Origin of the sequence: Pseudomonas simiae (assembly GCF_000934565.1) — a bacterium.
GTDB classification, from domain to species: domain Bacteria; phylum Pseudomonadota; class Gammaproteobacteria; order Pseudomonadales; family Pseudomonadaceae; genus Aquipseudomonas; species Aquipseudomonas simiae.
Genome location: NZ_CP010896.1, coordinates 4,688,531 through 4,702,550 on the forward strand (window position 1 = coordinate 4,688,531; position 14,020 = coordinate 4,702,550).

Below are 14,020 nucleotides of genomic sequence, written 5' to 3' on the forward strand. Positions count from 1 at the left end.
CAGAAAGCAGAGTGAATACTCGCGTTCCGCGCCGATATTTACGGCCAGTTCACAAAGTGCAGTCAGTCTTGAACCAGACCACGGCGAATACTTCGGAAACAACGCCTGTTAAGAGCTGAGTGAGAGCGCAACCGCCCACACCTAGTCTTGTTTAGCCATGAGCGTGGACTCCCCATTGGAGAACACGGTAAATGCCAACCCGCTGCGGATTCTGCGCGCGGCAGCACCCGAATTATCAGGGATACGTGTAGGGTGGAGATGCACAACCGTCGGACCGTGTAGCACTAGGCTTATATTTAGACGCTTCATCTCGTCCACAGTCGCCGGTTGATTCCTCCTCCTGACCTTAGCTTTTGTTGAAGTGGTGCCTTTGTCACCACCGCTAACAAGCAGGACGCGTCCGTCGCGATACCGGCCCAATTGGCTGGTTTTTGCTGGACACTGGAGTGGCCAACCACTCTTGACGCACCTGACACCGACCGTGAGAAGTCGTGTGTGCCGAACGCCGTTTCCGGCAGCCCGGAAACCGACGGTACAACATGAAAAGAATGCTGATTAACGCAACTCAACCCGAAGAGTTGCGTGTTGCACTGGTAGATGGCCAACGCCTCTACGACCTGGACATCGAATCCGGTGCACGCGAGCAAAAGAAGGCCAACATCTATAAAGGCCGTATTACTCGCATCGAACCAAGCCTTGAGGCTGCCTTTGTCGATTTCGGCTCCGAGCGCCACGGCTTCCTGCCCCTCAAAGAAATCTCCCGCGAATACTTCAAGAAAGCCCCTGAAGGCCGCGTGAACATCAAGGACGTCCTGAGCGAAGGCCAGGAAGTCATTGTCCAGGTAGAAAAAGAAGAACGTGGCAACAAGGGCGCTGCCCTGACCACCTTCATCAGCCTGGCCGGCCGTTACCTGGTCCTGATGCCGAACAACCCACGTGCCGGCGGCATTTCCCGCCGCATCGAAGGCGAAGAGCGCAACGAACTGCGTGAAGCGCTGAACGGCCTGATTGCACCAGCCGACATGGGCCTGATCGTTCGCACTGCCGGCCTGGGCCGCAGCAGCGAAGAAATGCAGTGGGACCTCGACTACCTGCTGCAACTGTGGACCGCCATCAAAGAAGCGTCCCTGGATCGTTCCGCGCCGTTCCTGATCTACCAGGAAAGCAACGTGATCATCCGCGCCATCCGCGATTACCTGCGCCAGGACATCGGCGAAGTGCTGATCGACAGCGTTGAAGCCCAGGACGAAGCCCTGACCTTCATCCGCCAGGTGATGCCGCAATACGCCAGCAAGATCAAGCTGTACGAAGACAGCGTCCCGCTGTTCAACCGTTTCCAGATCGAAAGCCAGATCGAGACCGCCTTCCAGCGCGTGGTCGAACTGCCTTCCGGTGGCTCCATTGTGATCGACCCGACCGAAGCCCTGGTGTCCATCGACATCAACTCGGCGCGTGCGACCAAAGGCAGCGACATCGAAGAAACCGCCCTGCAGACCAACCTGGAAGCGGCTGAAGAAATCGCCCGCCAGCTGCGCCTGCGTGACATCGGCGGCCTGATCGTGATCGACTTCATCGACATGACCCCTGCCAAGAACCAGCGCGCCGTGGAAGAGAAAGTCCGCGAATGCCTGGAAGCTGACCGTGCCCGCGTACAGGTCGGCCGCATTTCGCGCTTTGGCCTGCTGGAAATGTCCCGTCAGCGCCTGCGTCCTTCCCTGGGCGAGAGCAGCGGCATCGTCTGCCCGCGTTGCAACGGCACCGGCATCATCCGTGACGTTGAATCGCTGTCCCTGGCGATCCTGCGCCTGATCGAAGAAGAAGCCCTGAAAGACCGCACCGCTGAAGTCCGCGCGCAAGTGCCGATCCCGGTTGCCGCCTTCCTGCTCAACGAAAAACGCAACTCGATCACCAAGATCGAACTGCGCACCCGTGCCCGTATCGTCATCCTGCCGAACGATCACCTCGAAACCCCGCACTTCGAAGTGCAGCGTCTGCGTGACGACAGCCCGGAAGCCCACAGCGGCCAGTCCAGCTACGAAATCGCCGCTGCCGCAGCCGAAGTGGAAGAAGTCCAGCCAGCCGCCGCGACCCGCACCCTGGTTCGCCAGGAAGCCGCGGTCAAGACCGCGCCGGCTCGCGCCAACGCTCCGGTGCCGACCGAAGTCGCCGCTCCGGTTGCCGCACCGGCCGCCCTGCCTGAACCAAGCCTGTTCAAAGGCCTGGTGAAGTCGCTGGTCAGCCTGTTCGCCACCAAGGAAGAGCCTGTTGCTCCGGTTGTGGTCGAAAAACCGGCTACCGAGCGTCCTGCGCGCAACGAAGAGCGTCGCAACGGTCGTCAGCAGAGCCGTAACCGCAACGGCCGCCGTGACGAAGAGCGCAAGCCGCGCGAAGAACGTGCGCCGCGTGAAGAACGCGCCCCACGCGAAGAGCGTGCACCTCGCGAACCCCGTGAAGAAACCCCGACCGTAGAACGTGCACCGCGTGAAGAGCGCGCACCGCGCACTCCACGTGCCCCACGCGAAGATCGCAAGCCACGTGGCGAGCGCGAAGAACGCGTGCGTGAACTGCGCGAGCCGCTGGACGCCGCGCCAGCCGGTGCTGCCGTTGCTGCTGAAGAACGCCCGGCCCGCCAGCCGCGTGAAGAGCGTGCGCCACGCGAAGAACGCCAACCTCGCGCCCCGCGTGAAGAGCGTCAACCACGTGCCGAACAAGCGGCTGCTGCCAGCGAAGAAGAGGTACTGACCGGCGAAGAGCAACTGCAGGAAGACGGTCAGGAAGGCGCCGAAGGCGATCGTCCACGCCGCCGCTCCCGTGGTCAGCGTCGTCGCAGCAACCGTCGTGAGCGTCAACGTGATGCCAACGGCAACGTGATCGAAGGCTCGGAAGAGACCGGCGAAAACACAGAAGCCGCTACCAGCGAACCGACTGGCGCCGAACTGGCTGCCGGCTTGGCCGTTACCGCTGCCGTTGCCAGCTCGGTCATCAGCGCACCGGCTGAAGCCCAGGCTCACGAGCAGGCTGAACGCGCTACCGCAGCGGTCGAAGACACGGTCACCGTGGAAGCACCGGTTGCCGAGACGCCAGCCGTTGAAGCACCTGCTGTTGAAGCGCCGGTTGCTGAAACGCCAGTCGTAGAAGCGTCGGCTGTCGAAGCACCGGTTGTCGAAGCCACCACCCCAATCGAAGCGCCGGTTGCTCCGGAAGTGGAAGTTGCCCCGGTTCAAGAAGCCCAGCCAGAAATTGAAGTGGCAACGGTTGAACACGCGCCAGTGGTTGAGCCTCAGCCAGTGGTCGAAGCAGCGGTTGTCGAAGCAGCCCCGAAAGTACGCGAAGTTCGTGAAGAACAGACCGCCTTCCAATGGACTGCCGAGCCTGCCGCACCGGTTGAAGCGTCAGAACCTGCCCCTGTGGTGGAAGAAGCGCCAGCGCCGGTTGCCGAAGTCGTGGTCGCCGAGCCAACCCCAGTGGTTGAGCCTGCTCCGGTCGTAGAACCTGCGCCCGTGGTTGAAGCTCCGGTAGTTGCCGAAGTGGCAGCACCGGTGGTTGAAGCAGCCCCGGTCAGTGCACTGACCGAAAACGGCCGTGCCCCGAACGACCCACGTGAAGTGCGTCGTCGTCGCAAGGAAGCTGAAGCCGCAGCAGCTGCCGCGGCACAGGAAGCAGAGCACGAGAGCAAACCTCTCGCCTGATTCCAGCAGCGACTAAAAAGCCCCGCCTGAGTGATCAGGCGGGGCTTTTTTATAACCATCTTGTAGATATCGTAGATTCACGGTGGGAGCGGGCTTGCTCGCGAATGCGCCGGGTCAGGCAGAACTGCAGTGACTGACCCAGCGCATTCGCGAGCAAGCCCGCTCCCACATTTAGCCCGAGATGAAACTCAGGGAGTGCGGCAGGTCGACATCCCATAACACGCCGGGGTCATTTACCTGCACCTGCCTCACTGCAGCGTGCGCAAACAACGGCTTGGCCCCACGATCACCGGTCAACGCCATCAGCCCCGGCCCAAATGCCTGGCTAAATGCCACAGGATGCCCATATTGCCCATCCTGCATCGGCACACTGATACCGCCCTCCTCCAGCCCATCGATCACCCGCTCAATGCTCGACGACCGAATAAACGGCATATCCCCCAACACCACCAGCCAGCCGTCCGCCGCAGCACTGGCTGCAACCGCCGCCGCAATACTGTCGCCCATGCCGGCTGAGCGCAGCAGCAGGACCTTGCAACCGCAGGCCTCGGCCAAACGAATCACTTCATGACGGTCCGGCGACGTCACCACCCAACGCTCAACCACAGTAGCCGGCAGATTCACCAGCACCTGTTCGATCACCGGCCGCGTCATGCCATCCAAGCCCACACAATCAGCCAGCAACTTATCCTGGCCAGCCCCTGCCACGGCGCGGAAGCGACTGCCCTGCCCCGCCGCGAGCACAATCGCAGTGACTGTCACTCAGCCACCACCGGCAATGGCTTCTTCTGCATCGGGGCCACACCGTTCTTGATCGCGACAATTTCCGCCATCAGCGACAACGCGATCTCCGACGGGGTGTGGCTGCCGATATGCAAGCCGATCGGCCCATGCAGGCGGGTGATCGCTTCCGCCGATAACCCCAGCGCGGCGAGGTTTTCCCGACGCTTCTGACTGTTGACCCGCGACCCCAGGGCGCCGATGTAGAACGCCGAGGAGTTCAGCGCCGTCAGCAAAGCCATATCATCCAGGCGCGGATCATGGGTAAGGCACACAATGGCCGTGCGCTCATCGGTCTGGATGTTGAGCACAGCCTCGTCGGGCATGCCCGGCACAAAGCGGCCGTGCTGTTCTTCCCAACCGTAGACGAACTCATCACGCGGGTCGCAGATCAACACCTCGAAATCCAGCAAGCGCGCCATCTCCGCCACGTAGCGTGACAGTTGCCCGGCACCGATCAACAGCAGGCGCCAGCGCGGGCCGTAGATGGCACGCAGGCGTTCGCCGTCGAAGGTGACCACATCGGTCTTGCTTGCACTGCTCAAGGTGACGTCACCACTGGCCAGGTCCAGCTCACGTGCGACGATCTGATGATCTTCACAGCGCGCCAGCAGTTCCGACACCCACGCCCAGTCGCGCACACGCTCTTCGGTCAGGCGCAAGGTGCCCCCACAGGGCAGGCCAAAACGCGCGGCCTCATCGCGGGTAACGCCGTAGGTCACCAACTGGACCGGCGGCCCGTCTGCAGGCAACCGGCCATCCTGCAGGCGTGCAATCAAGTCGTCCTCGATGCAGCCGCCCGACACTGAGCCGATCACCACCCCGTCCCCCCTCAGCGCCAGCATGGCGCCCGGTGGACGCGGGGCACTGCCCCAGGTCTGGACAACGCTGTACAACACTACTCGCTGCCCGGCACGGCGCCATTCGAGCACGCTGCGCAGGACGTTCAAATCCACACTGTCCACATAACCTCCTGCAAGCGTTACAACCTATTCACTTACTGTAAAACAAAAGCTGCCAAAGTAATGCGCCAGAAACGCAAACGCCCCGAACCAGTCGGGGCGTTTGTACGTTGCTGTCGGCGTTAGTTCACGCCAGCAGCGGCTTACTTGACGACAGGTGCAGGGCCTTCGGCCACGCCCAGGTCATCCAGTTCGCGGGTTTCCGAGATACCGGTACCGCCGGACGCCAGCTCGCTTTGCAGCTTGTCGGTGTCCAGTTCCTTGACCCACTTGGCCACAACGATGGTGGCAACGGCGTTACCGACAAGGTTGGTCAGTGCGCGGGCTTCGGACATGAAGCGGTCGATACCCAGGATCAGCGCCAGGCCGGCAACCGGCAGGTGGCCTACGGCCGACAGGGTGGCAGCCAGTACGATGAAGCCCGAACCGGTCACGCCTGCAGCGCCTTTGGAGGACAGCAGCAGCACCAGCAGCAGCGTGATCTGGTGGGTAATGTCCATGTGGGTGTCAGTCGCCTGGGCGATGAACACGGCAGCCATGGTCAGGTAGATCGAAGTACCGTCGAGGTTGAAGGAGTAGCCGGTTGGAATCACCAGGCCTACTACGGATTTCTTCGCGCCCAGACGCTCCATCTTGATCAGCATGCGTGGCAGTGCGGACTCGGAAGACGAAGTACCCAGAACGATCAACAGCTCTTCACGGATGTAGCGGATCAGTTTGATCACGCTGAAACCGTGGGCGCGGCAGATACCACCCAGAACCACCAGCACGAACAGCAGGCAGGTGATGTAGAAGCAGATCATCAGCTGGCCCAGCTGCACCAGGGAACCTACGCCGTAGGCACCGATGGTGAACGCCATGGCGCCCAGGGCACCGATTGGCGCGAGCTTCATGATCATGTTGATGATGTTGAACATCACGTGGGCGAAGCGATCGATGAAGTCCAGCACCGGCTTGCCGTAGGCACCCAGGCGGTGCAGGGCAAAACCGAAGATCACCGAGAACATCAGCACTTGCAGGATGTCGCCGTTGGCGAAGGCGCCGACGATGGTGTTAGGGATCACATTGAGGATAAAGCCGACGATGCTCTGGTCTTTACCGGCGGTGACGTAGGCCGCCACTTTGGAGGCGTCCAGGGTCGCTACGTCGATGTGCATGCCGTTACCCGGTTGCACGACGTTTACCACGATCAGGCCAATCAGCAGCGCAACGGTAGACACGATCTCGAAGTACAGCAGCGCGTAGCCGCCGGTCTTGCCCACCGATTTCATGCTTTGCATGCCAGCGATGCCACTGACAACGGTGCAGAAGATGATCGGGGCGATGACCATTTTGATCAGTTTGATGAACCCGTCACCCAGCGGCTTGAGGGCCACACCGGTCTGCGGGTAGAAGTGACCGAGCAAAATACCGATAACGATTGCAACGATCACCTGGAAGTACAGGGATTTGTAGATTGGCTGACGAGTCGTCATTGCAAAGTTCCTCAATCGTCCCGTGTGGCAAATATCCGCCATTGCCCACGACACTTGAATTGCGAACCCTCCTGCACTGGAGGGATTTGTTGTTTGCGAGCCCTGTAGGAACAAGGCTGCGCTGTAATCCCTATCGCAAACGCCGTGCCACTTTGCTGAAAAGCTCTGAAGGCCCTTAGACATCAGGGCCTGGCGTTTTGAGACGCCCTCCCAGGCAGCGAAACAAGTGGCGGATTTCCGCCCACTCGACCCATCCCGTCCTACAATTTGGCGGATATCCGCCTTGTGACCGCAGCCGGGGCTGGCTACCATCGGCCCCTCCATGGACGAGGCCTCCGCATGCGTGAACGTACCATCGCCAGCCATTACGCCCGTGCGGCCCTCGGCGGGGCGCGTCGGGCCGGCTATGACTACTCGGGCCTGCTGCAACAAGTGGGCATCACCCCGGAACTGCTGACCGAACCCCGCGCCCGCATCGCGCCGGAGCAGTTCACTCGTTTGCTGCAAATGCTCTGGCTGGCGCTGGACGACGAATACCTGGGGTTCGCCGACGGTCCGAGTAAACGCGGCACTTTCGCCATGATGTGCCACGCGCTGATCCATTGCCGCACGCTGGAGAAGGCTCTGGAACGCGGCTTATTATTTTATAGCCTATTCCCACAAGGCCCGCGCTGGCAGCTGACACGCGAAGGCGAAATGGCCCGCTTGAGCCTGGACGACTCGCAGCTATGGGACCCGGAGCATTTCTTGAGTGAGTGCCTGCTGGTGATTTGGCATCGCCTGGGCAGTTGGCTGATCGGCCAACGCATCCGGCTGCACCAGGCCACCTTCAGCTACCCGCAGCCGGCTCACGCCAGCGAATATGACCTGCTGTTTCCCTGTGCCCAGGTATTCGGTGCACCGAACAGCAGCCTGGTGTTTCCCGCGCGTTACCTGAACCTGCCGCTGTTGCAGGATGAACGCACGCTCAAGCACTTCCTGGAACGCTCCCCCGCCGATCTGCTGTCGCGGCCGGACGAAGGCGACAGCTTGAGCAGCCAGCTACGCCGCTTGCTCAGCCGCGACCGCAGTCCCTGGCCGGACCTGGAAGCCGTCGCCCAACACTTGCACATCAGCCCCCAGACCCTGCGCAGGCATTTGCGTGAAGAAGGCACCAGCTTTCAGGCACTCAAGGATGAGCTGCGGCGGGACATCGCCATCTATCATTTGGGCCGCGCAGATTTGTCGCTGCAGGAGATTGCCGAGCAGCTGGGCTTTTCCGAACCGTCGGCGTTTCATCGGGCGTTCAAGAAGTGGACGGGGCTGACACCGGGGGCTTACCGGGCCCAAGAGAGTTAGAGCTGTATGGCCTGGAAGGGCCCCATCGCGGGCAAGCCCGGCTCCCACAGTGGATCGGGTTTACACATCGTGATTCGAACCCCATTCACTGTGGGAGCTGGCTTGCCTGCGAGGAGGCCCGCACGGCCAGTAACGATCACAAGGCCGGAAAGTGAATCTTGAACGCCGCCCCGCCCAAAGGCGAATCGCCCAAGGTCAGCCGTGCACCGTAGCTTTCAATGATGTCCTTGACCACCGCCAAGCCGATCCCCTGCCCCGGATGCTGGCGGTCCAGCCGCTCGCCCCGCTGCAGAATCCGGGCGCGCTGATCCGGTGGCACACCTGGCCCATCATCCTCGATGCACAACTCGCTGCCTTCGAGGTTTTCCGCGAAGCTGATGCGTACCTCGCTCAAACATAAGCGGTAGGCGTTTTCCAGCAGGTTGCCGAGCAACTCCAGCAAAGCGCCCTTCTCGATCGGCACGTCGCACTCTTCCGGCAGCTCAAAGGACACCGTGACACGTTTGTCGCGGTAGACCTTGTCCAGCGTATCGCACAGGCTTTGCAACACCGGCTCCAGACGCACCTGGTGACGCACCAGGCCGCTCTTGCGCAGGCTGGCGCGTTGCAGTTGGTAGCTGATCTGCTGGCTCATGCGCTCGATCTGCGATTGCAGCACCCAGGCCTGGTCGCGGTCTTCCGGGCGCTGGGCCATGTCTTCGCTCACACCTTGAAGTACCGCGAGCGGGGTTTTCAGGCTGTGGGCCAGGTCGTCGAGGGAATCGCGGTAACGCGCCCGCTGCTCACGCTCGCTGTGCAGCAAGCGGTTGAGGGAACCGGTAAGGCGCAACAATTCACGGGGGTGTTGTTCGGATAGGCTTTCGCGGGTGCCACCTTCGATCTGGTCAAGTTCCTGGCTCAACCGCCGCAGGGCCTGCAGGCCCCAAGTCAGGCCCAGCCACAGCAAGGTCAACAGCACCAGCAACGCTGCGCCAAAGCCCAGGTAGAGGTTTTCGCGCAGGCCTTCGAGGGTCAACTGGTATTCGCGCACCGGTTGCAGGGCGACAATACTGAACGCCGCGCTCTTGCCGCCCAGCAGCCGGACCTCGACGTCATAGACGAAGAATTCCTGGCCGTTGGCCTCACGGATCCGCGCGAATTCGTTACCGCGCCCGTCGTAGCGCGGCTTGTAGTTGATGTTTTCTTCCTTGGTCGCCCGCGAACGCCACACCAGATGACCTTCGCGATCGTAGATATAGCCGAGCAGGCGGCTGTCGGTGAGGTTGAAGCGCTCGTCCGGCAATTGCGCCGGCATCAGCAGGCGGTTGTTTTCAACCCGTGCGGCAGAGATCAGCGTCGTGACGTCCGACGCCAGGCGCTGCTCGATGGAATCCTGCAACGCCAGGCTGAACGCCCCTTGCATGGCGGGCAACAAGCCCAGCATGAACAGCACGGCCAGGGTGGCGGCCGCCAGCATCAAGCGCACGCGAAGCGAGCGAATCAACGGCAGCGCTCGTTGAACAGGTAGCCGAGGCCACGCACGGTGTCGATCGGCTTGAACCCGGCCGGGCCTTCCAGCTTGCGACGCAGCCGGCCGACCAACACTTCGATGACATTCGGATCACGCTCGTCGTCATCCGGGTAGAGCTGTTCCATCAAGCGGTCCTTGGCGACCACCTGCTGGTGATGGCGCATCAGGTACTCAAGGATCCGATATTCGTAGGCCGTCAGCGCCAGGGGCTGTTCGTCGAGGGACGCCTGCTTGCGATTGAGGTCCAGCAGCAACGGGCCCGCAACAATCGTCGACTGGGTAAACCCGCTGGAGCGGCGCAGCAAGGCGTTCATCCGCGCCTCCAGTTCTTCGAACTGGAACGGCTTGACCACATAGTCATCAGCACCGGCTGCCAGGCCTTCGACCTTGTCCTGCCAGTTGCCACGCGCGGTGAGGATCAGGATCGGGAAGGTCTTGGCCTGGGTACGCAGTTGGCGGATCAGGTCCAGCCCCCCCATGCCGGGCAGGCCCAGGTCGATGATCGCCAGGTCATGGTTGAACTGCCCGGTCTGGTACAGGGCCTCTTCGGCATTGGCCACAGCCTCGACCACATGCCCGCTGTCGGTCAGGCGGGTAAACAGGTGATGACGCAGCAGCGCCTCATCTTCCACCACCAGCAATTTCATAAAGCTCTCCAAGGCAAATCAACTGTCCGACAGAGGGATATCATAGCGGCCCTGCAGGTCTTGCGGGCGCAGTTTAGTGCCATTGAACTGGCCCGTCAGGTGTTCATAGCCGGCGCGGTAGCCCGGCTGCGGGATTGCAAGGCCCAGGGACTGGCCCCAGGGCGCGGGTTGGCTGCCCACTTCTTCGAAGCTGACACGCTGGAGCATGGTGCTGGATTTCTTGGTTTTCTCACCGCCGAACGCGGCGAAGGCACCGTCGGCGGCCTGGACCCCGGCGGTGGCACTGAGCATGGTTAACGCCAACATCAGCTGTTTGATCGCAGTCATGGTGATACCTCTATGCGTTTGGCTGTTGCCTTTGTGTGAGTCCCAGACTACGCAGGCGCCCCTGAACTCCCCCTGAACAGGCTCTGAACCTCACCTGAACCGCAGCGGGCTATCCTGTTGCCCATCAACTCGGCAAAATACCGCCCATGAATTCCCTACCCGCTTGCTGCACCCCACTCGACGCCCATTGGCCGCTGCCCGTCCCCTTGCCGGGTACGGTGTTTCTCAGCACCCGCTTTGATCCGGCTTTATTGACGGCCGGCGATTTCCAGCGCAGCGCCGTGCCGCCTCCGGCCAGCATCCAGCGCTCGGTGGCCAAGCGTCAGGCCGAGTTCCTGGCCGGCCGACTGTGCGCCCGCGCCGCGCTGAAACAGCTCGATCACCTCAACTATATCCCCGCCATCGGTGAAGACCGTGCGCCGGTGTGGCCTGCGCATATCTGTGGCTCCATCACCCACAGCACCGGGCATGCCGCCGCGATTGTCGCGCACACGGCGCAATGGCGCGGGCTGGGGATGGACCTGGAGAATGTGCTGACACTGGAGCGGGCGGAGCGCTTGGCTGGGGAGATCCTCACGGCCGATGAACTGCAACGGATGGCGACGCTGCCGCGAGAACAGATCGCACAGCTGGTGACATTGACGTTTTCGGCCAAAGAGAGCCTGTTCAAGGCGCTGTACCCGATCGTGCAAAAGCGCTTCTATTTTGAGCATGCCGAAATGCTGGAGTGGTCCGACGCGGGCCAGCTACGGCTGCGGTTGCTGACAGACCTGTCCAGCGAGTGGTGCCACGGCAAAGAGCTGAACGCGCAGTTTTCGGTGAATGATGGGCAGTTGCTGAGCCTGGTCGCCATCCAGGCTTAGGTTTTCTCCTGATCCCTCGGCCAACTCAGACTGAAGCACGCCCCACCCAAATTGTTGCTCTTGCTGATCAACGCCCGCCCGCCGTGCCAATAGATAATCCGTCGCACGATCGACAGCCCCAACCCATGCCCGCCGGAGGCACGGGTGCGGCTGTCGTCCAGGCGCAGGAATGGCGTGAAAATGCGCTCCCAGGCACTCTCAGGCACACCGGGCCCATCATCTTCGACATCGATGCGGCAGCGCACCTGGCCCACCTGATAACTGATCAACACGTGGCCCTGGGCATGACGCATGGCATTGCTCACCAGGTTCTGCAACGCACGGTGCAGGTAACGTGGCTCAGCATCCACCCAGGCATCATCCCAATGGGCCGAAGACAGGCAAATGCCCCGGCTTACGCTGACCTGCGGACGCAGTGGCGATAATTCGCCTATGACCTGATCGAGCAGCGCATCGAGGTCGACCCGCTGGAAATTCAACTCTGGCGAGCCTTGTTCCAGCCGCGCGTAAGTGAGCATTTCATCGACTAGGCCATCGAGGTCCTGGATATCGCTGTCCATGCCTTCCAGGTATTTGCGCCGCGCCTCGGCCGTGGTGGCATCACCGACCATCTCCAGGCCGAAACGCAAGCGCGCCACCGGCGTGCGCAATTCGTGGGACACCGCGCGCACCAGTTCACGCTGGATCGCCAGCAACTGCTGTAAGTGCTCGGCCATGCCATTGAAGGCGGCGGCCAGGCGCCCCACCGAGTCAGCACCACGGGCCGGTACGCGGACTTCCAGGTTGCCCTTGGCGATGCGGGTGGCGGCGGCTTCCAGGCCGCGCAGCCGCCGTTCAAGCTGGCGCACCAACAGATAGACGATCAAACCGATCAGGGTCAGGCCGATCAACGTAATCAGGATCAACCATTGCGCTGGGTAAGGGTTCATTTGATACAGCGGCCCGAGTTCCAGCACCCACGGCGTACCGACCATGCCGGCAAACACGCGGATCGAGTCGCCGCCCTTGCCCAGGGCCATCACCGTGTCGCCTTCCGAGACGCGGCGGCGCTGGTCTTCGTCCATGTCGGCCTGGTCGAGAGTCATCAGATGCATATCAAAGCCAAACCCCTTGGCTTCTTTTATATCCGCCAGGCGCTGCGGCTGTTCAGCCACGGGGAAGCGCACCAGCTCGTCGGCGAGCAGGTAGATCGTCGCACGCGCCAGCTGTTCGCTGATCTGCTGCACTTCCCCCATGAGCACCAACTGCGCCTGATCATTGACCAAACGCAGCACTCGCGCGGCGTGGGGCCCGGTCTGCTCCACCAGCACCTGGCCGCGTTGCAGGCGATTGCGTTGGCTCAAATCCAGTTGCGCATCGGCCAGGGGGCGCAGTTCCAGCGGGATACCGAGTAAACGCTCCCACACCGCCAGGGCCCGTTGCCGCTCGATGGGGCTCATGGGTTGCAGGTTATCGCCCATCAAGGCGAAGGTGCCGTGGGCCAGGCGCTCGCGGTATTGGCCGCTGCGCACTTCGTTGAGCAGGTGCAGGGCCAGCACGCCGAGCAGCGCCACCAGGATCAGCGCCGCGCACATGCCACCGTAGATGCGCAGGAAGATCGAGTTCACAGCGGCATGTCGGCGGCGGCTTCGGGGACGAACAGATAGCCTTTGCTGCGGATGGTCTTGATCAGGCGCGGGTGGATCGGGTCGTCACCTATCTTGGGGCGTATGCGTGAGATACGCACGTCAATGGAGCGGTCCTGACCGTCATAGCCGATGCCGCGCAGGGCGATGAAGAGTTCTTCGCGGGACAAAATGCGCCCGGCATTGGCCACCAGCAGCCACAACAGGTCGAACTCGGCGCTGGTCAGCTCGATGCCGTCATTGTTCAGCCAGGCTTCACGCAGGGCGTTGTCCACCACCAAGGGGCCGAATTGCAGGCGGCGCTGGTTCTCCACGGCAACCGGTTCGGTCGGTTCGCTACGCCGCAGCAGGGCCTGGATGCGTGCCAGCAACAGGCGCGGGCGCACGGGTTTGCACACGTAATCGTCGGCCCCCATGTCCAGGCCCAGCACCTGGTCCATGTCATCGGTACGCGCGGTGAGCATCAGGATCACCCCGTCATAGCGCTGGCGCACCTTGCGGCAGATGCTCAAGCCGTCTTCGCCGGGCAGCATCAGGTCGAGGATCACCAGGTCCGGCTGTTCGGCGATGATGCGCGCCGCCGCCAGGGCGCCATCGCCTTCCACGGACACCTGCAGGCCATTGCTCTCCAGATACTCACGGGTCAATTCGGCCAGTCGCTGGTCGTCTTCGACTATCAATACCTGCCAGGCTTCTTGCTCCACGGGTGACCTCAATGTCTGTCATAAAAGGCGGGCATGATCTGGGTAACTGCGTAGCCCGATACGGTCGATTGTAGCCACGGGCCAGCCCTCAAACACAAGC

General features: G+C 62.0%; 11 protein-coding genes. 3 read left to right on the forward strand and 8 right to left on the reverse strand.

What is annotated here, in order from left to right:
* Nucleotides 1-539: 539 nt before the first annotated feature.
* Nucleotides 540-3,689, forward strand: a complete 3,150-nt coding sequence (gene rne / locus PF1751_RS21245) for a ribonuclease E (RefSeq protein ID WP_187517279.1) — start codon at nucleotides 540-542, stop codon at nucleotides 3,687-3,689.
* 171 nt (nucleotides 3,690-3,860) lie between these two features.
* On the opposite strand, the gene PF1751_RS21250 is transcribed toward rne, so the two are convergent.
* From PF1751_RS21250 to PF1751_RS21260, 3 genes are all read right to left on the reverse strand, one after another.
* On the reverse strand, nucleotides 3,861-4,451 hold the full coding sequence (locus PF1751_RS21250) for a nucleotidyltransferase family protein (protein WP_044287722.1): 591 nt from the start codon (nucleotides 4,449-4,451) through the stop codon (nucleotides 3,861-3,863).
* Nucleotides 4,448-5,434, reverse strand: a complete 987-nt coding sequence (locus tag PF1751_RS21255) for an XdhC family protein (RefSeq protein ID WP_010208365.1) — start codon at nucleotides 5,432-5,434, stop codon at nucleotides 4,448-4,450. Before PF1751_RS21255 ends, PF1751_RS21250 begins: the two co-directional genes overlap by 4 nt.
* 140 nt (nucleotides 5,435-5,574) lie before the next feature.
* Nucleotides 5,575-6,906: a dicarboxylate/amino acid:cation symporter gene (locus tag PF1751_RS21260; RefSeq protein WP_010208364.1), complete on the reverse strand. Its 1,332-nt coding sequence runs from the start codon at nucleotides 6,904-6,906 to the stop codon at nucleotides 5,575-5,577.
* A 339-nt stretch (nucleotides 6,907-7,245) separates the two neighbouring features.
* On the opposite strand from PF1751_RS21260, the gene PF1751_RS21265 reads away from it, so the two are divergent.
* Nucleotides 7,246-8,244: an AraC family transcriptional regulator gene (locus PF1751_RS21265; protein ID WP_010208362.1), complete on the forward strand. Its 999-nt coding sequence runs from the start codon at nucleotides 7,246-7,248 to the stop codon at nucleotides 8,242-8,244.
* 136 nt (nucleotides 8,245-8,380) lie between these two features.
* On the opposite strand, the gene PF1751_RS21270 is transcribed toward PF1751_RS21265, so the two are convergent.
* From PF1751_RS21270 to PF1751_RS21280, 3 genes are read right to left on the reverse strand one after another with little or no spacing between them, the layout of a single operon-like run.
* Nucleotides 8,381-9,727 (reverse strand): ATP-binding protein, encoded by a 1,347-nt coding sequence (locus tag PF1751_RS21270; protein WP_010208360.1) that lies wholly within the window; start codon nucleotides 9,725-9,727, stop codon nucleotides 8,381-8,383.
* Nucleotides 9,724-10,401 (reverse strand): response regulator, encoded by a 678-nt coding sequence (locus PF1751_RS21275; RefSeq protein WP_010208358.1) that lies wholly within the window; start codon nucleotides 10,399-10,401, stop codon nucleotides 9,724-9,726. Before PF1751_RS21275 ends, PF1751_RS21270 begins: the two co-directional genes overlap by 4 nt.
* An 18-nt stretch (nucleotides 10,402-10,419) precedes the next feature.
* Entirely contained in the window at nucleotides 10,420-10,728 is a 309-nt protein-coding gene (locus PF1751_RS21280; RefSeq protein ID WP_021491477.1) for a hypothetical protein, read from the reverse strand.
* Nucleotides 10,729-10,874: 146 nt separating this feature from the next.
* Between PF1751_RS21280 and PF1751_RS21285 the strand changes: the two genes are divergently transcribed.
* A complete protein-coding gene (locus tag PF1751_RS21285) occupies nucleotides 10,875-11,591 on the forward strand; it encodes a 4'-phosphopantetheinyl transferase family protein (protein ID WP_029529055.1) in 717 nt (238 codons plus the stop codon).
* On the opposite strand, the gene PF1751_RS21290 is transcribed toward PF1751_RS21285, so the two are convergent.
* Nucleotides 11,588-13,198: an ATP-binding protein gene (locus PF1751_RS21290; protein WP_021491475.1), complete on the reverse strand. Its 1,611-nt coding sequence runs from the start codon at nucleotides 13,196-13,198 to the stop codon at nucleotides 11,588-11,590. The genes PF1751_RS21285 and PF1751_RS21290 overlap by 4 nt on opposite strands.
* Nucleotides 13,195-13,920: a response regulator gene (locus PF1751_RS21295; protein WP_010208352.1), complete on the reverse strand. Its 726-nt coding sequence runs from the start codon at nucleotides 13,918-13,920 to the stop codon at nucleotides 13,195-13,197. Before PF1751_RS21295 ends, PF1751_RS21290 begins: the two co-directional genes overlap by 4 nt.
* Between the last annotated feature and the right edge of the window lie 100 nt (nucleotides 13,921-14,020).